This window comes from Streptomyces sp. NPDC056231 (assembly GCF_048270745.1).
Classification (GTDB): domain Bacteria; phylum Actinomycetota; class Actinomycetes; order Streptomycetales; family Streptomycetaceae; genus Streptomyces.
Map to the genome: position 1 here is coordinate 56817 of NZ_JBLVKW010000011.1, position 19693 is coordinate 76509.

The following is a 19693-nucleotide window of genomic DNA, read 5'->3' on the forward strand; positions in this document are numbered from 1 at the left end:
TCGGTCGATGACCGGGCTCATGCAGGCGTGCTTGCGGCTTCCGACAGCGAACCCGGACACCATTCCGTCCCTGCGCAGTCACGGGGCGCGGGGCTCGCGCAATCGGACCGGTGCGGTATGCGGTTCGGTCCGGTCTCAGACTCCTTCGTCGGCCGGCGGCGGCACAGTGACCACGGGGCAGGTTGCCCTGTGCAGCAGCCCGTGCGGGACGGAGCCCAGCCGCATACCGGTGAAACCCTCCCGGCCACGGCGGCCGACGATCACAGCGAGCGCATGCTCGGAAGCCTCCGCCAACGCCTCGACAGGATGCCCCCGCAGCACCGCGTGGCTCAGGGGAACATCGCGGTAGGCACTGGACAGACCCGCAGTTGCTTCATGCAGCTGCCTGTGGCACGCCTCGAGCGCAGCGTCCTCGTCGAAAAACCCTGGCAGCCGCCGCTGCCACACCCACACCGCACGCACGGAGGCGCCTTGCGAGGCTGCGGCCTCCAAGGCGTGTTCCAGCGCGGCCTCGGCCGACCGGCTGGCGTCCACCCCGACCACCAGGTACGGCGGCTCCTCCTCGGTGCGCCCGGCTTCCGGCACCACGGCCACCGGGCAGGCAGCGTGCGCACTGACCGGAACAGTCGTCGAGACAGCACTGAGCATCTCCCCCAGCCGGCCCAGCCGACGCGAGCCGAGGACCACCAGCCGCGCGTGAGCGGACCTCCGTACCAGGACCTGGGCCGGGGTGCCATCCGTGATGAAGGTCGTCACCTCAAGGCCCGGCTGCCGCTCATGGGCACGAGCCGTCGCCTTGTCGAGCGCCTCGTCGCCCAGCTGGCGAAGGGCCTTGTGGTGTGCCGTCTCCTCGACGCCCCGTACGTGATGGGTCACGGGCAACACGGCGTGGACCAGATGCAGGCGCACCCCACGGCGGGCGGCTTCGTCGGCGGCCCAAGCCAGGGCCGCATCGGCCGGCTCCGCGGCGTCGACGCCGAGCATGATCGGGAGTGGTAGTGGTAGTGGTTGTGGTTCGCTGGCAGCTGTCATGGCTTCCTCCACCTGTCTGCGTGCACGGGGCAGCAGCCGTGGGCTGCGGCCGCAGCTCATACCTGCACGGTACGCACATGGACGACGCGGCGGAGGGCCGAGTGGCCCCGTTCAGAGAGCTGCTCCCCAGGGCAAGGGAGAGCTCCAGGGCCCTTCGGACCCCTGGTGCGGACTGTTCGGCCCCTGCGTCCGGGAGCGTGGCGCGGTGGACTGGACATGTCGTAACCGCAGGACCGAGGAGGTATGGGCATGGCTGTAGTCGCACGCAAGCAGAAGTTCCCGTTCCCGGATCTGCCGGACTGGTTCGAGGCCTTCCCCACCCGATTCACCATGCCGGCGATGGCCGATCTGTACACGATGAGGATCGAGGAGTTCACCGCGGAGGGCCGCTACGTCATTCGAGCGGAACTTCCGGGCATCGAGGTCAAGGATCTGGACGTCACGGTCGAGGACGGCAACCTCACCATCAGGGCCGAGCGCACCGAGCGCGAGGTGGACAAGCATCGCAGCGAGATCCGCTACGGATCCCTGACCCGCAGTGTCACCCTGCCCAAGAGCGCGGACGAGAACGACGTCCGTGCCGAATACATCGACGGCATGCTGACCGTCAGCGTCGGCCTCGGCGAGGAGAAGGCAGAGGCGAAGCACATCGAAATCAAGCACGCCATGTGACCCGCACCCGGGTGGCCGCCCCCTACGGACATGTGCTGCCGTCCGTCCGGGCGGCCACGCACCGGTGTGGCGATCGTGGTGCCCCTCGGCCTGCTCTCCCAGGTAAAGGCGTCCGCCCCCGCAACGGCCCCGGACGACCCTCTATCGCCGGGAGCGCCGTGCCTCCCACTGCGCCGCGGCGCTGTCCAGCAGCATCTCCAGGGCCGTGGGATAGGCGCTGTCGACCATGCGGGTCGCCAGGAGTGGCGCCGCCTCGGCGATCCGGGGGTGTGTGGTGCGCGGCAGGCGGGCGTACGTCGAGCGCCACATGTCCTCGTCGGCGCTGAGGCTTTCGCGTGGCAGGGCCAGCGAGGCGGCGTCGAGCGCGGCGAAGGCCAGGGTCTGGTCGATGAAGGCGTGGTAGATCCGTACCGTGTCCGGCAGCGGGAATCCCGCCGTGCGGAGTACATCAAGGATGGCCTCGTCGGCGGCCAGCTCGTGGGCCCGGCCGGTGACCCGGTTCGCGGTCAGCAGTGCCGCCTGCGGATGCCCGACATACACGGCATGGATGCGCAACCCGAGGCCGCGCAGATCCGACCGCCACTCCCCCGTGGGCCGCCAGCCTTGCAGGGCCTGCCCGATGAGGGCGTCGCCGATGGCGAGGGTCAGATCGTCCATGCCGCGGAAGTACCGGTAGAGGCTGCTGGGGTCGGCGTCCAGGGCCAGGCCGAGACGGCGGGCGGTGAGTCCCGTGCTGCCGTGCTCGCGCAGCATCCGCAGGGCGGTCTCGACGATCAGTTGCTCGGACAGCACGGTGCCGCTTCTGGTGGGACGGCGGCGCCGCCTCTTCTCCTCGGGTACCACCGTTTTCGCCATCGCCGCCTCCCGCCAGATCCTTATGCCAACACCATTGACCTTATCCGAGCACGCGGCGTTGGATCTCCCGGCAGGGGCGCCGCGCCTCCGTTCCGCGCGGGCATGCCCCATCTCCACAGAGAGGAAGTCCGTGTCATGCGTGTTCTGCTTGTGGGAGCCGGCGGTGTGGGCACCGCGATCACCCGGATCGCGGCCCGGCGCTCGTTCTTCGACGAGATGATCGTGGCTGACTACGACCTGAGCCGTGCCGAGGCCGCAGTCGCCGCACTCGCAGGCAGCGCGCGCCGCTTCCGTGCCGAGCACGTCGACGCGTCCGATCAGGCCGCGGTGACGGCGCTGCTGACGCGGCACGGGTGCGACGTCCTGCTCAATGCCACCGACCCGCGGTTCGTGATGCCCCTCTTCCAGGCGGCGCTCGCGGCCGGCGCAACCTACCTCGACATGGCGATGTCTCTGTCGCGCCCGCACCCCGAACGGCCGTACGAGGAGTGCGGGGTCATGCTCGGCGACACGCAGTTCGCGCAGGCCGCCGACTGGGAGAAGGCGGGCACGCTGGCTCTCGTCGGCATGGGTGTGGAGCCAGGGCTGTCCGATGTCTTCGCACGGTACGCGGCCGACGAGCTCTTCGATGAGATCGAGGAGATCGGCATCCGCGACGGCGCGAACCTCACCGTCGACGGCTACGAATTCGCACCCTCCTTCAGCATCTGGACCACCATCGAGGAGTGCCTCAATCCGCCGGTCGTCTACGAAGCGGACCGCGGCTGGTTCACCACCGCGCCCTTCAGCGAGCCGGAGGTGTTCGACTTCCCCGAGGGCATCGGCCCGGTCGAGTGCGTGAACGTGGAGCACGAGGAGGTGCTGCTCGTTCCCCGTTGGGTCGACGCACGGCGCGTGACCTTCAAGTACGGCCTGGGCGAGGAATTCATCCAGACCCTCAGGACACTGCACCTCCTGGGCCTGGACCGCACCGACCCGGTGACCGTGCCGAGCGCTGCGGGCCCGGTGGGCGTGTCGCCCCGCGACGTCGTGGCCGCCTGCCTGCCGGATCCGGCGACGCTGGGCGAGCGCATGCACGGCAAGACCTGCGCGGGCACCTGGGTGCGCGGCACCAAGGACGGCGAGCCGCGCGAGGTCTACCTCTACCACGTGGTGGACAACCAGTGGTCGATGGCCGAGTACGGCTCCCAGGCAGTGGTGTGGCAGACGGCCGTCAACCCGGTCGTCGCCCTCGAACTCCTGGCCACGGGCGCGTGGACCGGCTCGGGAGTCCTCGGCCCGGAGGCCTTCCCCGCGCGCCCCTTCCTGGACCTGCTCAGCGCGTATGGCTCACCGTGGGGCATGCGGGAGCAGTGACCGCCCTCGGCTCACCAGGGGATCCGACGCCCCCCTCGGTGAGGGCGAGCGTCGGACAGCCGATCCGATCACCGCTGTCGGGGTACTCCCCGTTGTCGGCGTCGGCCAGGAGCACCGTCAGGAGGGTTCACCGCGAGATCGTCGCTTGCGCGGTGAACCCCGGCCTGTGCACCTCCCGGCCGTGGAGTCCCGGAGCCGGGCGGGCGACCGCACAGCCCCGGGACCCGGGCGCTCGAGCCCACACGCCCTAGGCGATCACCATCAGGAGGTCGCCCGCCTCGACCTGCTGAACGGAAGTGATGGCCAGACGGTCCACTGCTCCGGCGACCGGAGCGGTGATGGCGGCCTCCATCTTCATCGCCTCGATCGTGGCGATGGTCGCACCCACCTCGACCCGGTCTCCGGCTGCGACCGACAGCGTCACCACCCCGGCGAACGGCGCGGCAACGTGTTTCGGGTCGGACTTGTCGGCCTTCTCCGCGGCCGGCAGTGCCGAAGCCACCGAGCGGTCACGCACCTGGATCGGCCGGAGCTGGCCATTGAGCGTGGCCATCACGGTGCGCATGCCACGCTCATCCGCTTCACCGATCGCCTCCAGTGCGATGAGCAGCCGCACGCCGGGCTCGAGGTCCACCTCATGCTCCTCCCCCGGCAGCAGACCGTAGAAGAAGTCCTTGCTCGGCAGGACTCCGGTGTCGCCGTATGCGTCCCGATGCGCCTCGAACTCCTTCGTCGGCCCGGGGAACAGCAGCCGGTTGAGAGTGGCCCGCCGGTCCTTGTCCAGTCCGTCGCGGTCCCCGGCGGACAGTTCGGCGACCGGCCTGGGCGCGGCGCGGCCCTTGAGGGCCTTGCTGCGGAACGGCTCCGGCCAGCCGCCGGGCGGGTCGCCCAACTCGCCGCGCAGGAAACCGATCACGGAGTCCGGGATGTCGTACGCGCCGGGCTCGGCGGCGAACCGTTCCGGTGGGACGCCCGCGCCGACGAGGTGCAGGGCGAGGTCGCCGACCACTTTGGACGACGGTGTGACCTTGATCAGGCGGCCGAGCATGCGGTCGGCGGCGGCATACATCGCCTCGATGTCCTCGAACCGGTCGCCGAGGCCCAACTCCCTTGCCTGGACGCGCAGGTTGGACAGCTGACCGCCGGGGATCCCGTGGTCGTACACGCGCCCGGTGGGCGAGGCCGGGCCGGCCTCGAACGGCGCGTAGATCCTGCGCACGGTCTCCCAGTACGGTTCGAGGTCCCCGACCGCCCGCAGGCTCAGCCCGGTCGGCCGCTCGGAGTGGTCGGTGGCCGCGACGATCGCCGACAGCGAGGGCTGCGAGGTGGTGCCCGCCATCGAGGCCACCGCTCCGTCCACGGCATCGGCGCCCGCGTTGATCGCGGCCAGGTAGGTGGCCAGCTGACCGCCGGCCGTGTCGTGGGTGTGGAGGTGGACGGGCAGCTCGAACTCCCTGCGCAGCGCGGTCACCAGTTTCGCGGCGGCGGGTGCCCGCAGCAGCCCCGCCATGTCCTTGATCGCCAGGACGTGCGCGCCGGCGTCGACGATCTGCTCGGCGAGCCGGAGGTAGTAGTCGAGGGTGTAGAGCTTCTCGGCGGGGTCGGACAGGTCCGAGGTGTAGCACAGGGCTACCTCGGCGACGGCCGATCCGGTCTCGCGTACGGCGTCGATCGCCGGCCGCATCCGGCCGACGTCGTTGAGCGCGTCGAAGATGCGGAAGATGTCGATGCCGGTGCGGGTGGCCTCCTCGACGAAGGCGGTGGTGACCTCCGCGGGGTACGGGGTGTAGCCGACCGTATTGCGGCCACGCAGCAGCATCTGCAGGCAGATGTTGGGCACCGCCTCACGCAGGCGGGCCAGGCGGTCCCAGGGGTCCTCGGCCAGGAAGCGCAGCGCCACGTCGTAGGTGGCGCCGCCCCAACACTCCAGCGAGAGCAGCTGCGGCAGAGTCCGGGCCACCGCCGGGGCAACGGCGAGCAGATCCTTCGTCCGCACCCGGGTGGCCAGCAGGGACTGGTGGGCGTCCCGGAAGGTGGTGTCGGTGACGGCCACCGCGGGTGATTCCCGCAGGCGCCGCGCGAAGCCCTCCGGCCCCAGCTCGGTCAGCTGCTGCTTCGACCCGGCGGGCGGTGCGCCGTTCGCGATGTCCGGCAGTTTGGTCGTGGGGTCGATCAGGTGCGGGCGCTCACCGTGCGGCTTGTTGACCGTGACGTCGGCGAGGTAGGTGAGCAGGCGGGTGCCGCGGTCGGCGGAGTGGCGCGAGGTCAGCAGATGCGGGCGCTCCTCGATGAACGACGTGGTGACCCGGCCCTCCTGGAAGTCCGGATCGTCGAGAACCGCCTGCAGGAACGGAATGTTCGTGGCCACGCCGCGGATGCGGAACTCGGCCACCGCGCGCCGGGCCCGTCGCACCGCGGTGGCGAAGTCGCGGCCCCGGCAGGTCAGTTTCACCAGCATGGAGTCGAAGTGCGCGCTGATCTCGGAACCGACGAAGGCGGTGCCGCCGTCCAGCCTGATGCCGGAGCCGCCCGGCGAGCGGTACGCGCTGATGGTGCCGGTGTCCGGCCGGAACCCGTTGGCCGGGTCCTCGCTGGTGATACGGCACTGCAGTGCGGCACCCCGCAGATAGATCCTGTCCTGCGCGAGACCGAGGTCGGCCAGGGTCTCGCCGGCGGCGATGCGCAGTTGCGCCTGGACGAGGTCGACGTCGGTGACCTCCTCGGTCACGGTGTGCTCGACCTGGATACGCGGATTCATCTCGATGAAGACATGGTTGCCTTCCCGGTCGAGCAGGAACTCGACGGTGCCGGCGTTGCGGTAGCCGATGCTGTGCGCGAAAGCGACTGCGTCGGCGCAGATGCGGTCCCGGACCGCGGGGTCGAGGTTGGGCGCCGGGGCCAGTTCGAGGACCTTTTGATGGCGCCGCTGCACCGAGCAGTCCCGCTCGAACAGGTGGATGACGTCGCCATGTCCGTCGGCGAGAATCTGCACCTCGATGTGGCGGGGGTCGACGACGGCCTTCTCCAGGAACACCGTGGCGTCGCCGAAGGCGGACTCGGCCTCGCGGGACGCCGCCTCGATGGCCTCACGCAGCTGCGCGGGGTCGTCCACTCGCCGCATGCCGCGCCCGCCGCCTCCGGCAACCGCCTTGACGAACAGCGGGAAGCCGATCTCCTCCGCGGCCGCCGCCAGCTCGTCCGCGTCGGTCGACGGCTGCGACGATCCCAGGACCGGCACACCCGCCGCACGGGCCGCGGCGACCGCGCGCGCCTTGTTGCCGGTCAGTTCCAGCACCCCGACGCTGGGACCGATGAACGTGATTCCGGCGTCCTCGCAGGCGCGGGCCAGATCCGGGTTCTCGGAAAGGAAGCCGTACCCGGGGTAGACGGCGTCCGCCCCGGCCCTGCGCGCCGCGCGCACGATCTCCTCGACCGACAGGTAGGCGCGCACCGGGTGCCCCCTCCGGCCGATCTCGTAGGCCTCGTCGGCCTTGAGACGATGCAGCGAGCCCCGGTCCTCGTACGGGAACACCGCCGCCGTTCCCGCGCCCAGTTCGTAGGCGGCGCGGAATGCGCGGACGGCGATCTCACCACGGTTCGCGACAAGTACCTTCCGGAACATGCGCAGTCCCTTCCTGACGTTCGCGACGTACGCGCCCGACGGGCGCTCTCGTGACTGATGCCCTGTTTACACCCGTACAAGAGCAGCCCGGGCCGAATCACCACCGGCCGGTCGCTCATCCGCAGGTTCGCGGAGGTCTTCCTTGAGCGGTCGGGCAAGCCTTGAGGAGCGGGGCAGCATGATCCGCCGCTGCATCCTCTGGCGAGACCGCCCTGCCGGCGACCGGCGCCTACGCGCCGTGGCCGGCAGGGCGAACGTTGCCTGGTGCGGGACTACGGCTTGTCCCGTGTCAGCATCGGCAGCAGCAGAGCCGCCGACCAGCTGAAGTTGGGCGAGTTGAGCGGGGCTCCCGTCGTCGGGTCATAGTTCTCCATGATCGGCCCGTTGCCAGTGAGGCTCGACGCTTGGGCGAGGAGTCGATCCGTCAGGGCGTTCGCTTCCTTGACGTAGCCGTAGCGGCGCAGGCCGTCGCGGGCGAAGTAGGCCTGGTCGAGCCACACGGGTCCGCGCCAGTACGCCGTCTGCGAGAAGTAGGGGGAGCTCTTCGACACGGTCGGGAACGGGACGGTCGTCGCGAACTCCCCCGGGTCCATCAGCTTGTCGCGCACGGCGCGAGCCTGCGTCCTGGATGCGGTCCCGGTCCACAGCGGGACCGCGCCCTCGATGCCGCGGCCGCGGGCCGTGAGCGGCACGCCGCTGCCCAGCGCGGTGTCGTGGAACCAGCCGTCGGTGGGGTCGTACATCGTGGTGCGCACGGCGGAGGAGGTCGCGGCGGACCGTTGCTTCCACCGCTCGGCGTCGGCACCGCGGCCGAGCGCGTCCGCGATGCGCGCCAAGTGGCCCTGGTCAGCGGCGAGGTAGGAGTTCAGGTCGACGGACTCCTGGTTGAGGGAGTAGCCGAGGAGTGTTCCGTCGGCCGCGTGGTTGGCGACGACGTTCGTGCCGAGGGCGGCGTCGAAGCGGGGCGCGTTGTCCATGCCGCTCTCCCAGGCAGCGGCGAGACGTCGCTCCTCGGGCGAGTTGTTGGCAGGGTCGACGGTGGCACCGTACTCGGCGAGGCCGTTGTGGTCGTGGTCGCGGTTGCGGTACCACCAGGCCTGGTAGGCGGCGAGCTTCGGGTACATCTCACGAAGGAAGGCCTTGTCGCCTGTCTTCGCGTACACCTCCCACACGGCCCAGGCGGCCAGCGGGGGCTTGGAGTTGCGCTCGTTCCAGTTGCCGCCACCGCGCGAGGGGGCGTTGTAGAAGATGACGTCGGGGATCATCCCGGCGTCCTGCGGGCGCGTCGCGGAGTCCGACGTGATCTGCCAGTCGAACATGGAGCGGATCTGTGACTCGGCCAGATCGGGCGCGAAGCGGGCCGTGCCCACGGCCTGCTTCCAGGTGTCCCAGGCCCAGATACCGCCGGTGAACCACTTGTAGGAGATCGACGGCGTGATCCCGTCGTGCTTGATCTCCCCCGCTGCGCTCCGCCAGTTGGTGACGAGGGTCTCCAAGGCCTTCACGGCGGCGCGCCGCCGTGACGCGGGCACGTTCCGGGTCACTCCGGCGACGTAGCCGTGCCAGCGTGCGTCGCTCGCCGAAACGACCGACGCCGGGTGGCCGAGGATGTCCTGCCCCGTCGCCTTCTCGCGGGTCCTCTCGGCGGCGGTGAAGGTGTAGGACTCGGTCCAGTCGAAGCTGTGCGAGCGACCCGGTGCGAGGGTCACCGGCTCGGTGGCCTCGGTGCGGTATGTGTCGCCGTCCACTGTGGTGCGGACGCGGTCCTTGTGGGTGACCTCGAAGCGTTCCGTGCCGTCGGTGAGGTAGTCCCAGGTTTCACGGACCTCGGCGAAGTCGACGCCGACGCCCGAGGGGGTGGCGGTCAGCGAGGGCGCGTCGCGCATCGGTCTGTCGGCGGGCCGCAGCAGGCTGCCCGTCCAGTCGGCGCCCAGCGTGCGGGGCGCCGAGCCGGTATTGCGGACCTGGGCGCGCACCAGGGCGCTGCGGCCGGTCGCGAAGCGGAGCTCGATGGTGAGGCGCAGTCCGTGGCCGAGGTCGTAGGACTGGAGGAGCCGGCCGGGCAAGGACGTGAACCGGGGTGTGCCGCCGCCGGCCAGGTCGAGAGTGCGGCCGTTTTCGGTGAGGCGGATACGGCTGAAGGACTTACTGAGCCACCAGGGGTATTCCTGGGCGATGTAGAGGGGCCCGGAGAAGCCGCCGTAGGCGTCCTTGTCACCGGCCTTCGGCAGGGCGTAGGCATGCCAGGCCCCTTGGTCGGCGAAGACGGTGACAGGGTTGTTGTCCTCGTCGTCGCCGGGCAGGGCGGCGGCCGGGGTGCCGTGCAGGTCGAGCACGTCGGCATACGGGGACGCCGGCGCCGGGTGTTCATGGGCGGAGGCCGCTTGCGGCACGGCGAGGGCGCCGCCGGCAAGAAGGAGTGCGGTCAGAGCTCTCAGGGGCCGGTTTCCGATCACTTCCGGGTCCCTCCAAGGGAGTCGGTGGCGATGCGCAGGACCGCGGCACCGAGCGGGCCGAGGCGTACGTGGTCACGGACGGTCGTCCCGGTGAGCAGATCCGTGCCGCCTGCGGCGTAGGCGCCGGTCAATGGCGTCTGTGTGTCGTGGTCCGTGTGGTTGAGGACGAAGAGGTACGTGCCCTGCTCGCCGGTCCGGACGGTCGACTCGACTCCCTCGGGGACGTCGAGCACGGGCCGCACACCGGCCTCCAGCAGGGCTGCGTCGAGCACGGCGCCGATGCCGTCGCCGAGGTGAGCACTCGCGTACCAGGCGGTGCCGCTGCCGTAGGGGTGGCGGGTGACGGCGGGGCGGCCGGTCAGCTCTCCGGCCGCGTACACGTCGACGACCTCGGTCTCCGGGCCCTCGGTCTCGATCCACTCGCTCCATAGGGTGGCCTCGGCGCCGGAGGCCTGCTGCACCGCCTCGCCGTCGGGGATCGGCCAGAACTCGTCGACGCTCACGCCGAGTACGTCTCTCAGCGGTCCGGGCGCACCGCCGTCGTGGATGTGATCGTCGCCGTCGACGACGCCGCTGAAGGGTCCGCACACGAAGTGGCCGCCTCCCTGGACGTACGCGGCGATCCGTTCGGCGTTCTCGGGGCGCAGCAGGTGGAGGTTGGGCGCGAGAACCGCCCGGTAGCCGTCGAGGTCGGCGTGCGGGGGCACGAATTCGACGGTGACTGCGCGGGCGTGGAGCGCCGCATACCAGGGGCGCAGGAGGTCGCGCCAGCGCATGCCGGCCGAAGGGTGGTCGTCGGCCTCGAGGGCCCACCAGGAATCCCAGTCGAGGACGATCGCCACGTCCGCGGGGGTGGTGGCGCCGGTGACCTCGCCGAGCCGGGCGAGTTCGGTGCCGAAGCGGACGGTCTCGCGCCAGCCGCGGGAGTCTGTGCCGCGGTGCGGGAGCAGTGCGCTGTGGTATTTTTCGGCGCCCGCGCGGGAGGCACGCCACTGGAAGTACATGATGCCGTCAGCGCCGCGGGCCAGGGCCTGGAGGGACCAGAGGCGTTGCAGGCCGGACTTCTTGGGGACGTTGACCGGGCGCCAGCTGACCGCGGACGGCGCCTGTTCGAGGAGCAGCCAGGGGCGGCCGCCCTTGAGCGAGCGCATCAGGTCGTAGTTGAGGGCGGCGTTGACGTGGGCGCGTGGGTCGGCGGGGTCCGGGTAGGCGTCGTCGGAGACGAGGTTCTCGTACTCAGCCCACTTCCAGTAGTCGAGTGCCTTGAACATCGACATGAAGTTTGTGGTGGCCGGGATGTCCGGGCTCAGCTCGCTGAGGACACCGCGCTCGGCGCGGTGGCAGTCCAGGAGGGCGTCGGAGCAGAAGCGCCGCCAGTCGAGGAGCTGCGTCGGGTTGACCGGTCCGGGCGCGGTGCGCGGGGGCTCGATCTCGGCGTACGTGCCGTAGCGCTGCGACCAGAAGGCCGTGCCCCAGGCGCGGTTGAGGGAGTCGATCGTGCCGTAGCGGTCGGTCAGCCAGGTACGGAAGTGATCGGCGGAGCGGGCGCAGAAGCACTCGGTGACATGGTCCCCGTACTCGTTGTGGATGTGCCACAGGGCGAGCGACGGGTGGTGTGCGTAGCGTTCGGCGAGGGTGCGGGTCAGGCGCATGGCGGCGGCGCGATACACGGGCGAGGACGGGCAATAGTGCTGGCGCGAGCCGAATTCGAGGCGTACGCCGTCGGCCGTGACCGGCAGGATCTCGGGGTGGGCGCGCACGAGCCAGGCGGGGGGTGACGCGGTCGCGGTGGCCAGGTCGACGGCGACACCGTGGGCGTGCAGCAGGTCGAGTAGCCGGTCGAACCAGGCGAAGTCCCAGGTGTCCGGGCCGGGCTGGAGTCTCGCCCAGGAGAAGACGCCGACGGTCACCATGGTGACGCCGGCCTCGCGCATCAGCTCGGCGTCCTCGGCCCAGACGCTCTCGGGCCACTGCTCGGGGTTGTAGTCACCGCCATAGAGGACGCCCGGAACCCGGGTCAGGCGGCTCATCCCTTTACCGCCCCGCCGAGCAGTCCGGCCACGAACTGCCGCTGGAAGGCCAGGAACAGCGCCATGAGCGGCAGCGTCGCAAGCAGCGAGCCGAGCATCAGGCCCGAATAGTCGACATGGGAGAGCCCCGTGAGGGTGTTGAGCGCGACGGGCACGGTGTATTTGTCCTCGGAGTTGAGCATGAGCAGCGGCCAGATGAAGCTGTTCCACTGCGCCATGAACGTGAAGATGACCAGGGCGCCGAGCTGTGGGCGCACGCACGGCAGCACAACCTGGTAGAAGGTGCGCAGCTCGCCGGATCCGTCGATGCGGGCCGATTCGATGAGCTCATCGGGGAAGTCGACGAAGCCCTGCCGCATCAGCAGGATGCCGAAGGAGTTGGCAAGGAACGGCAGGACGACGGCTTGGTAGGAGTCGATCCAGCCGACGCTCGCCATCATCTGGAACAGCGGCACGAGCAGCACCTGGAACGGGATCATCATGGTGGTGAGCACGGCGCCGAGCAGCAGACCCCGGCCGCGGAAACGGTACTTGGCGAGCCCGTAGCCGCACATGGCTGAGATCAGCGAGCTGAGCGCGGTGTGCACGACGGCGATGCCGAGACTGTTCAGGAGGACACGGCCGAAGCCGATGGTGTCCTGGAGCCGTGCGAGGTTGTCGAGCAGGCGTCCGCCGGGCAGGACCGGTGGCGGCGAGTGGAAAAGTTCGGAGGTGGAGTGTGTCGCGGCGATCGCCATCCACAGGAACGGCACGAGGCTGACAACGGCGCCCGCCGCAAGGAACAGACGCACGGTGTAGCGGCCGACGCGACGGGCGGGGTGGACGCGTACGGGGTCCTGCTGGAGGGCGGTCACCGGCGGCGCTCCCTTCCGAAGGCGACGTACTGGAGGGCGGAGATCGCGGCGATGAGGGCCACGACGACCCAGGCGATGGCGGCGGCGTAGCCGAAGTCGAGCTGCTGGAAGCCGACTTTGTAGAGGTAGACGACCGGGGTGAGCGTCGCGTCGTCGGGTCCGCCGCGGGTGAGGACGTAGTTCTCGTCGAAGAGCTGAAGCGTGCCGATGGTGGAGGTGATCACGCAGAACAGGACGATCGGGCGCAGCTGCGGCAAGATCACGCGCGTGTACGTGGAGAGGGTGCCGGAGCCATCGATCTCTGCGGCCTCGTACTGCTCCTTCCCGATGGCCTGGAGCCCGGCGAGGAGAATGACGGCGTTGTAGCCGGTCCAGCGCCAGGTCAGGGACGCGATCAGTGAGACACGGGCCCAGGTGGGGCTGTTGAGCCAGTCGATCGGGCCGATGCCGACGGCGCCGAGCATCTGGTTTACGAGGCCGCCGTCGGCCTTGAGGAGGACCTGGAAGACGACGGCGTACGCGACGAGTGTGGTGACGGCGGGCAGGAAGTGGACCGCGCGCCAGGTGCCACGGAAGCGCAGCCAGGACTGGTTGAGGAGGACGGCGAGGACGAGGGCAAGGCCGATCATCACCGGGACCTGGACGACGAGGATGATCCCCGTGTTGAGCAGGGACTCCACGAAGGCGGGGTCGTGGATCATGCGCCGGTACTGGTCGAGGCCGACCCAGCGGGTGGCGCCCGCGTCCTCGGTGGTGAAGCTCTGCAGGAGGCTCGCGCCGAGCGGATAGACGAAGAAGAGCGCGAAGAGGGCGGCGGCCGGTCCGGCGAAGATCCAGGCGACGGGGCGCGGGCGCCGGCGTCGGGTGGCCGCGGGGGCGCGGGCGGGTGCGACCGGCCGGTCGTATGTGGTGTGGACGGCCATCGGGCTACTTCACCCTCTCGCGTCCGGTGGCCGCGGCGATCTGCCGCGCCGCCGAACTCAGCGTGGCGCGCGGGTCCTTGCTCCGCAGCATCACACCGGTGACTGCGGAGATCATGATGTCGGATGCCTTCGCGTCGTCCTTGTTGTTCTCGACCGGCGGGATGTTGCGGGCGAGGCGGGCGAACACGTCGAGGGCTGCCTGGCCGCCGAAGTACCCCTGTTCCGCGCTCAGATACGGGTCGTCGAGCGCGGGCAGATATGCCGGGAACAGGCCCTCGCGCTTCAGCATGGAGACCTGGTTCGCCTTGCCCGTGAGCAGGAACTCGATGAACGCCCAGGCCAGACGTGGGTTCTTGCTCTGCGCGGGAACGCAGAGAGTGGAGCCGCCGATGTTCGAGGTGCGGATGCCGTCGGCGGTGAACCCCGGCAGGGGAACCACCCCGAACTTCCCTTTCAGCTCGGGCATCTCCTCGGTGAGCGTGCCTGTCCACCAGGCGGCGGTGGGCGTGGTGCTGACCTTGCCCTCCTTGGTGCCGGTGACGAGCCCGTCCCAGCCCTTCTCGTAGGCGACGAGTCCCTTGTCGTGCAGGGTCTTCATCAGCGTCATGGACTGCACGGCCTCGGGGGTGTCGACGGCGACCCGGCCACCCTTGAAGTAGGACTGCCCTTGCTGCTGGAGCAGCATCGGCAGGATGCCCGCGTCGGTGGAGTCCATGATGAGCAGCTTGCGGCCGGTGGTCTCCTTGATCCGTACACCCGCCGCCACGTAGTCGTCCCAGGTCAGCAGAGACTCGGGGTCGACTCCGGCGGCACGGAAGTGGTCCGTTCGGTAATAGAGCGCGCAGGGGCCGATGTCCCAGGGCAGGGCGAGGACGGCGCCGCCCTTGCCGGTGACGGTGCGCCATGCGGCGCGGTCGAAGTCGCCGCCGTAGCGGCCGCCGAGGCTCGTCAGGTCGTAGAAGCCGCTCGGAAAGTTGCCTGTGTAGCGCGGCATGTAGCTGCCCTCGACCGTGAGGACGTCGGCGAGGCCCGAGCCGCCGCGCAGGCCAACGGTGATCTTGTCGTAGGCGTTGTCGTACCCGATGTCGACGACATCGACGGTGGTGCCGGGGTGGCGCTCCTCGAAGGTATGGGCCAGTCGCTTCATGGCCTTGGCGGCCACGTCCCACGACCAGACAGTGATCTTTCCGCCGACCTTGCCCTTTTTGTCGCCCTCCTTGCCGCTGATGCCGCGGGCGCCCCCGCCGCCCGAACCGCCCATGGCACACGCGCTGACCAGGGACGTTGCCGCGGTCGCCAGACCTGCGGCCAGAACAACTCGTCGGGTGGGTCTCGTTGACACTCTTGCCTCCTGGAGCCTGAATGCCTAATTCTGTATTCAGAACACTGAATGACGGACCCCGCCGTCAAGAGGCGTACACCCAAAGACTTTTGCTGCTGTGGTCCATCGACTGAGTCGGCTCACGCGAAAGGCGCGGCATGACGTCACCCCAGAAATCCGCCCCCTCCTACATCCACCCCTACATCCCGAACGCGGTCCCCGCCGTGCGGCAGGCGATGCTCGAGGAGATCGGCGCGGCGAGCGTCGAGGACTTCTACGCCGACATCCCGGACTCCATCCGGCTGCACCGCCCCCTCGACCTGCCGACCCCGCTGCGCTCGGAGGCCGAACTCACCCGCCACATGAATGAGTTGCTCGGACGCAACACCTCGACACGGCAGGCGCTCAGCTTCCTCGGCTCCGGCTGCTACCAGCACCACGTACCGGCGGTCGTGGACGAGGTGGTCAACCGCAGCGAGTTCCTGACGGCGTACGCGGGCGAGCCCTACGAGGACCACGGCCGGTTCCAGGCACTGTGGGAGTACCAGTCGATGATGGCCGAGCTCCTCGATGTCGAGGTCGTCAACGTCCCGGTGTACGACGGCTTTCAGGCCTCGGGAACCGCGCTGCGGATGGCCGGCCGGATCACGGGCCGCCGCCGCGTGATCGTCGCCACGGCCCTCGCAGGCGACAAGCTCTCCCGGATACGCGACTACGTACGCCCCGACCACGACGTGACGGTCGTGCCCGTCGACCCGGACACCGGCTGCGCCGACCTCGACGCCGTACGCGCCGCACTCGCCGCCGGCGACACGGCCGCCGTGTACGCGGACTCGCCCTCGGCGCTCGGAATCATCGACGAGGCGCTGCCACGTCTCGCTGAACTCGCCCACGAATCAGGGGCGTTGTACGTCGTGGGCTGCAATCCGCTCACGCTCGGCGTGCTCGCGCCGCCCTCCGCGTACGGCGCGGACATCGCGTGCGGCGACATCCAGCCGCTCGGCCTCCACCAGAGCTTCGGCGGCGGCAACGCGGGCTTCATCGCCACACGGGACGAAAAGACGCTGGTCGCCGAGTACCCGTCACGCCTGTTCGGACTCGTGCCGACGACCGTCGAGGGCGAGTACGGCTTCGGTGACGTCGCCTACGAGCGGACGTCGTTCGCGCTGCGCGAGGAGGGCAAGGAGTGGGTCGGCACGGCGGCGGCGCTGCACGGCATCGGCGCCGGGGTCTATCTCGCGCTGATGGGACCGCAGGGCATGCGGGAGATCGGCGACACGATCCTCGCGCTCACCGCGTACGCCCGCCGACGCCTCGCCGAGGTGCCCGGCATCGAGGTCCCGTACGGCGACGCCCTGCACTTCGCCGACTTCACCGTCCGCTACACGAGCATCAGGACCGCCGCCGAGATCCGCGCCGGCCTCAAGGAACGGGGCATCTTCGGCGGCACACCGACCGGCACGCACGAGGCCGCGTACTGCGTCACCGAAGTCCACACCAAGGCCGACATCGACCGACTCGCCGCGACCCTCGAGGAGATCGTCAAGTGACCGCTCCGCACGCACCCGTGTCCGTCTCCCCCGAGGAGGCCCGCGTCGCCGACAAGCCGCGCCTCCGCCGTTTCCAGCAGGCCTCCTGGGACGAGAAACTGATCTTCGAGCTGGGTTCGCCGGGCGAGCGAGGCATTCTCGTACCAGCGGCCGATCCGTCGATCGACCAGGTGGAGATACCCGCCGCACTACGCCGCGCGACGCCACCAGCCCTGCCAGAAATGTCCCAACAGCAGGTCCTGCGCCACTACTTGCGCCTGTCCCAGGAGAACCTGGGAGCAGACCTCAACATCGACGTCGGCCAGGGCACCTGCACCATGAAGTACAGCCCCAAGGTCAACGACCAGTTCGCACGCGACCCGCGGATCGCCGCGCTGCATCCGCTCCAGGACGAGGACACCGTGCAGGGCGTCCTCGGGATCATTCACAGCCTGGAGCAGCTCCTGAAGGAGATCTCCGGCATGGACCGGGTCTCGCTCCAGCCAGGCGCGGGCTCCGCGGCGATATACACGAACGTCGCCATGATCCGTGCCTACTTCGCCGCGCGCGGCGAGCTGGAGCAGCGCGACGAGGTGATCACGACGATCTTCTCCCACCCGTCGAACGCGGCCTGTGCGAAGACGGCCGGCTTCAAGGTCATCACTCTCCACCCGGACGCCGACGGCTACCCGGACATCGAAGCCCTCAAGGCGGCGGTCGGCCCGCGCACGGCGGCCCTCCTCATCACCAACCCCGAGGACACGGGCATCTACAACCCGCGCATCGAGGACTTCGTACGGATCGTGCACGAAGCAGGCGGACTGTGCTCCTACGACCAGGCCAACGCCAACGGCATCCTCGGCATCACGCGGGCGCGGGACGCGGGATTCGACCTGTGCCACTTCAACCTGCACAAGACGTTCTCGACACCGCACGCATGCGGCGGCCCGGCGGCCGGCGCATGCGCGGTCACCGCGGACCTCGCCCCGTATCTGCCCCGCCCCACGGTCGAGTTCGACGGGTCCGCCTACCGGCTTGACGACGACCGGCCCGAGTCGGTCGGCAAGATGCGACCGTTCTACGGGGTCGTGCCGAACCTGGTCCGCGCCTACGCGTGGATCATGTCGCTCGGCGCGGAGGGTCTGCGGGCCGCCGCCGAGACGGCGGTCCTGAACAACAACTACCTCCTCCACAAGGTCCGGCAGATCCCCGGCGTCTCGATCCCCTACGCGGCCGGGCGCCCGCGCGTCGAGCAGGTCCGCTACAGCTGGGAGAAGCTTCACGAGGACACCGGCCTGCACTCCGAGGACATCGGCCTGCGCGCCGCGGACTTCGGCACCCACTACTGGACGAGCCACCACCCGTACGTCGTGCCCGAACCCATGACGCTGGAGCCGACCGAGTCCTACACGCGCGCCGACCTCGACGAGTACGCGGCGATCCTCGCGGAGATCGCCCGCGAGGCCTACGAGGACCCGGAGACCGTACGCACGGCGCCGCACCGCTCGACCATCCACCGCGTACGCCCTGAGGCCCTCGACGACCCCGCGACGTGGGCGGTCTCCTGGCGCGCCTACCGCCGCAAGGTTCTCGGCAAGGCGACCCGTTGACCCGGCTGCCCAGGATCGGCCTGGTAGTCAACCCGATCGCCGGCCTCGGTGGCCGGGTCGGCCTCGGCGGCACCGACGGCTCGGAGCGCCCCCGCGTGGCACTCTCACTCGGGGCGCATCCTCTGGCCGGGGCGCGCGCGGCGGGCGCGCTGAGTGAACTGGCGCTGCGACTGGGCGATTCAACGGGGGCGGGGCCCCCCATCCAAGTGCCCGGCGACCTCGGACCCGGCGAACAAGCGAACCCGCGCGCCAGTTCGGCGACCCATGTCCCGGACGGGCGCCGCCACGGATCGGCAGGCGCGGCGCATGCCCCGTCCGAAGTCCCGGGCGACGCGCCCACAGGCGCTCTCCACGCACCCGTCGGCAGGACCGAACTCCCCGCGCATCCCGCGCCGGACACGCTCAACGGCCGGCCCGGGGGCGCGCCGCCTCCCTGCACGGCCGGCCCGCCCCCGGACTCCCGCGTCCTCGTCGTGACGGCCGCCGGCTCCCTCGGCGCCGACTCCGTCACCTCCGCCGGGCTTCCCGCACGGGTCGTGTACGCAGCCGAGGACGGTCGGGACACCTCGGCCGCGGACACAGCAGCCGCGGTGTGCGCCGTCGTCGACGAAGGCGTCGATCTGCTCCTCTTCGCCGGGGGCGACGGCACCGCACGGGACGTGCTCGCCGCTCTCGGAGACGCGCCCTGCCCCGTCCTCGGCGTGCCGACCGGTGTGAAGATGCACTCGGCCGTCTTCGCCGTCAGCCCGCGCGCCGCGGGTGAGGTCGCCGCTGCATGGGTCTCCCGCCCGGGCGCCGTACGGCTGCGGGACGCCGAGGTGATGGACCGCGACGAGGATGCCCTGAGCGAAGGCCGCGTCACATCCCGGCTCTTCGGCTGGCTCCCCGTCCCCGACGTGCCGGTACGCGTACAGCAGCGCAAGACCGGCAGCACCGCCACCGCGCCGGAGGCGGTCGGCGGCATCGCAACCGACGTTGCCGAGCGCGTCGGCGACGGGCTGCTGGTACTCGGCCCCGGGAGTACCACCCGCTCCGTCGCGGCCGCGCTCGGCGCGGATGTCACCCTCACCGGGGTCGGCGTGCTCAGCCTGCGCACCGGTCAACCGCCGCGGGTCGTGGCCCGCGACGCCGACGAGGACACCCTTCTCGCACTCGGTCCGGCCTGGATCGCGCTCTCCCCCATCGGTGGCCAGGGTTTCCTCCTCGGCCGCGGCAATCAGCAGATCTCGCCCCAGGTCCTGCGCGCGGCGGGCGGCCGCGAGCATCTGCTCGTGCTGTGCACCGAACAGAAACTGTCCGCGCTCGGCGGCCGCCCCCTCCTCCTCGACACCGGCGACGACGCACTCGACGCGGAACTCTCCGGCCACATCCCTGTCATCACCGGCAGGCGGCGTACGTCGCTGTACCCGCTCGCGACCTGACCCGACACCCCT

At 70.3% G+C, this 19693-nt stretch carries 13 protein-coding genes; 5 read left to right on the top strand and 8 right to left on the bottom strand.

All coding sequences use genetic code 11. The features are described from left to right. Positions 1–135: 135 nt before the first annotated feature. Positions 136–1032: a universal stress protein gene (locus ACNPQM_RS12115; protein WP_418083971.1), complete on the bottom strand. Its 897-nt coding sequence runs from the start codon at positions 1030–1032 to the stop codon at positions 136–138. A 249-nt stretch (positions 1033–1281) separates the two neighbouring features. Here ACNPQM_RS12115 and ACNPQM_RS12120 point away from each other — a divergent pair, with 249 nt between their 5' ends. Further along, entirely contained in the window at positions 1282–1704 is a 423-nt protein-coding gene (locus ACNPQM_RS12120; RefSeq protein WP_358856062.1) for an Hsp20/alpha crystallin family protein, read from the top strand. 141 nt (positions 1705–1845) lie between these two features. Here the strand turns inward: ACNPQM_RS12120 and ACNPQM_RS12125 are convergent, their stop codons facing one another. Further along, a complete protein-coding gene (locus tag ACNPQM_RS12125) occupies positions 1846–2559 on the bottom strand; it encodes a TetR/AcrR family transcriptional regulator (RefSeq protein ID WP_418083972.1) in 714 nt (237 codons plus the stop codon). A 135-nt stretch (positions 2560–2694) separates the two neighbouring features. Between ACNPQM_RS12125 and ACNPQM_RS12130 the strand changes: the two genes are divergently transcribed. After that, the gene (locus ACNPQM_RS12130; protein ID WP_418083973.1) at positions 2695–3915 is read left to right on the top strand and encodes a saccharopine dehydrogenase family protein; all 1221 of its coding nucleotides are present in this window, start codon (positions 2695–2697) and stop codon (positions 3913–3915) included. 247 nt (positions 3916–4162) lie between these two features. Here ACNPQM_RS12130 and ACNPQM_RS12135 read toward each other — a convergent pair whose 3' ends face one another. The 6 genes from ACNPQM_RS12135 to ACNPQM_RS12160 form a co-directional block, all read right to left on the bottom strand. Further along, positions 4163–7537 (bottom strand): pyruvate carboxylase, encoded by a 3375-nt coding sequence (locus tag ACNPQM_RS12135; protein WP_418083974.1) that lies wholly within the window; start codon positions 7535–7537, stop codon positions 4163–4165. Positions 7538–7809: 272 nt separating this feature from the next. Continuing rightward, positions 7810–9993: an MGH1-like glycoside hydrolase domain-containing protein gene (locus tag ACNPQM_RS12140; protein WP_418083975.1), complete on the bottom strand. Its 2184-nt coding sequence runs from the start codon at positions 9991–9993 to the stop codon at positions 7810–7812. Further along, positions 9990–12023: a beta-galactosidase gene (locus ACNPQM_RS12145; RefSeq protein ID WP_418083976.1), complete on the bottom strand. Its 2034-nt coding sequence runs from the start codon at positions 12021–12023 to the stop codon at positions 9990–9992. Before ACNPQM_RS12145 ends, ACNPQM_RS12140 begins: the two co-directional genes overlap by 4 nt. Then, positions 12020–12877: a carbohydrate ABC transporter permease gene (locus ACNPQM_RS12150; protein ID WP_358856068.1), complete on the bottom strand. Its 858-nt coding sequence runs from the start codon at positions 12875–12877 to the stop codon at positions 12020–12022. The genes ACNPQM_RS12145 and ACNPQM_RS12150 overlap by 4 nt, the downstream gene beginning before the upstream one ends. Then, on the bottom strand, positions 12874–13800 hold the full coding sequence (locus tag ACNPQM_RS12155) for a carbohydrate ABC transporter permease (RefSeq protein WP_418083977.1): 927 nt from the start codon (positions 13798–13800) through the stop codon (positions 12874–12876). The genes ACNPQM_RS12150 and ACNPQM_RS12155 overlap by 4 nt, the downstream gene beginning before the upstream one ends. 4 nt (positions 13801–13804) lie before the next feature. Then, on the bottom strand, positions 13805–15142 hold the full coding sequence (locus ACNPQM_RS12160) for an ABC transporter substrate-binding protein (protein ID WP_418083978.1): 1338 nt from the start codon (positions 15140–15142) through the stop codon (positions 13805–13807). Positions 15143–15279: 137 nt separating this feature from the next. On the opposite strand from ACNPQM_RS12160, the gene gcvPA reads away from it, so the two are divergent. The 3 genes from gcvPA to ACNPQM_RS12175 are packed head-to-tail and all read left to right on the top strand — an operon-like array spanning position 15280 to position 19681. Next, the gene (gene gcvPA / locus ACNPQM_RS12165) at positions 15280–16671 is read left to right on the top strand and encodes an aminomethyl-transferring glycine dehydrogenase subunit GcvPA (RefSeq protein ID WP_418083979.1); all 1392 of its coding nucleotides are present in this window, start codon (positions 15280–15282) and stop codon (positions 16669–16671) included. Further along, positions 16668–18260 (top strand): aminomethyl-transferring glycine dehydrogenase subunit GcvPB, encoded by a 1593-nt coding sequence (gcvPB, locus tag ACNPQM_RS12170; RefSeq protein ID WP_418083980.1) that lies wholly within the window; start codon positions 16668–16670, stop codon positions 18258–18260. Before gcvPA ends, gcvPB begins: the two co-directional genes overlap by 4 nt. Beyond that, positions 18257–19681 (top strand): ATP-NAD kinase family protein, encoded by a 1425-nt coding sequence (locus ACNPQM_RS12175; RefSeq protein WP_418083981.1) that lies wholly within the window; start codon positions 18257–18259, stop codon positions 19679–19681. The genes gcvPB and ACNPQM_RS12175 overlap by 4 nt, the downstream gene beginning before the upstream one ends. The last annotated feature ends 12 nt before the right edge of the window (positions 19682–19693 follow it).

What these genes read in the sequence shown, in the direction of transcription:
- ACNPQM_RS12130 (WP_418083973.1), top strand. Translation starts at nt 2,695, where the DNA reads ATGCGTGTTCTGCTTGTGGGAGCCGGCGGTGTGGGCACCGCGATCACC.
- gcvPA (WP_418083979.1), top strand. Translation starts at nt 15,280, where the DNA reads ATGACGTCACCCCAGAAATCCGCCCCCTCCTACATCCACCCCTACATC.
- ACNPQM_RS12135 (WP_418083974.1), bottom strand. Translation starts at nt 7,537, where the DNA reads ATGTTCCGGAAGGTACTTGTCGCGAACCGTGGTGAGATCGCCGTCCGC.
- ACNPQM_RS12155 (WP_418083977.1), bottom strand. Translation starts at nt 13,800, where the DNA reads ATGGCCGTCCACACCACATACGACCGGCCGGTCGCACCCGCCCGCGCC.
- ACNPQM_RS12120 (WP_358856062.1), top strand. Translation starts at nt 1,282, where the DNA reads ATGGCTGTAGTCGCACGCAAGCAGAAGTTCCCGTTCCCGGATCTGCCG.
- ACNPQM_RS12125 (WP_418083972.1), bottom strand. Translation starts at nt 2,559, where the DNA reads ATGGCGAAAACGGTGGTACCCGAGGAGAAGAGGCGGCGCCGCCGTCCC.
- ACNPQM_RS12145 (WP_418083976.1), bottom strand. Translation starts at nt 12,023, where the DNA reads ATGAGCCGCCTGACCCGGGTTCCGGGCGTCCTCTATGGCGGTGACTAC.
- ACNPQM_RS12115 (WP_418083971.1), bottom strand. Translation starts at nt 1,032, where the DNA reads ATGACAGCTGCCAGCGAACCACAACCACTACCACTACCACTCCCGATC.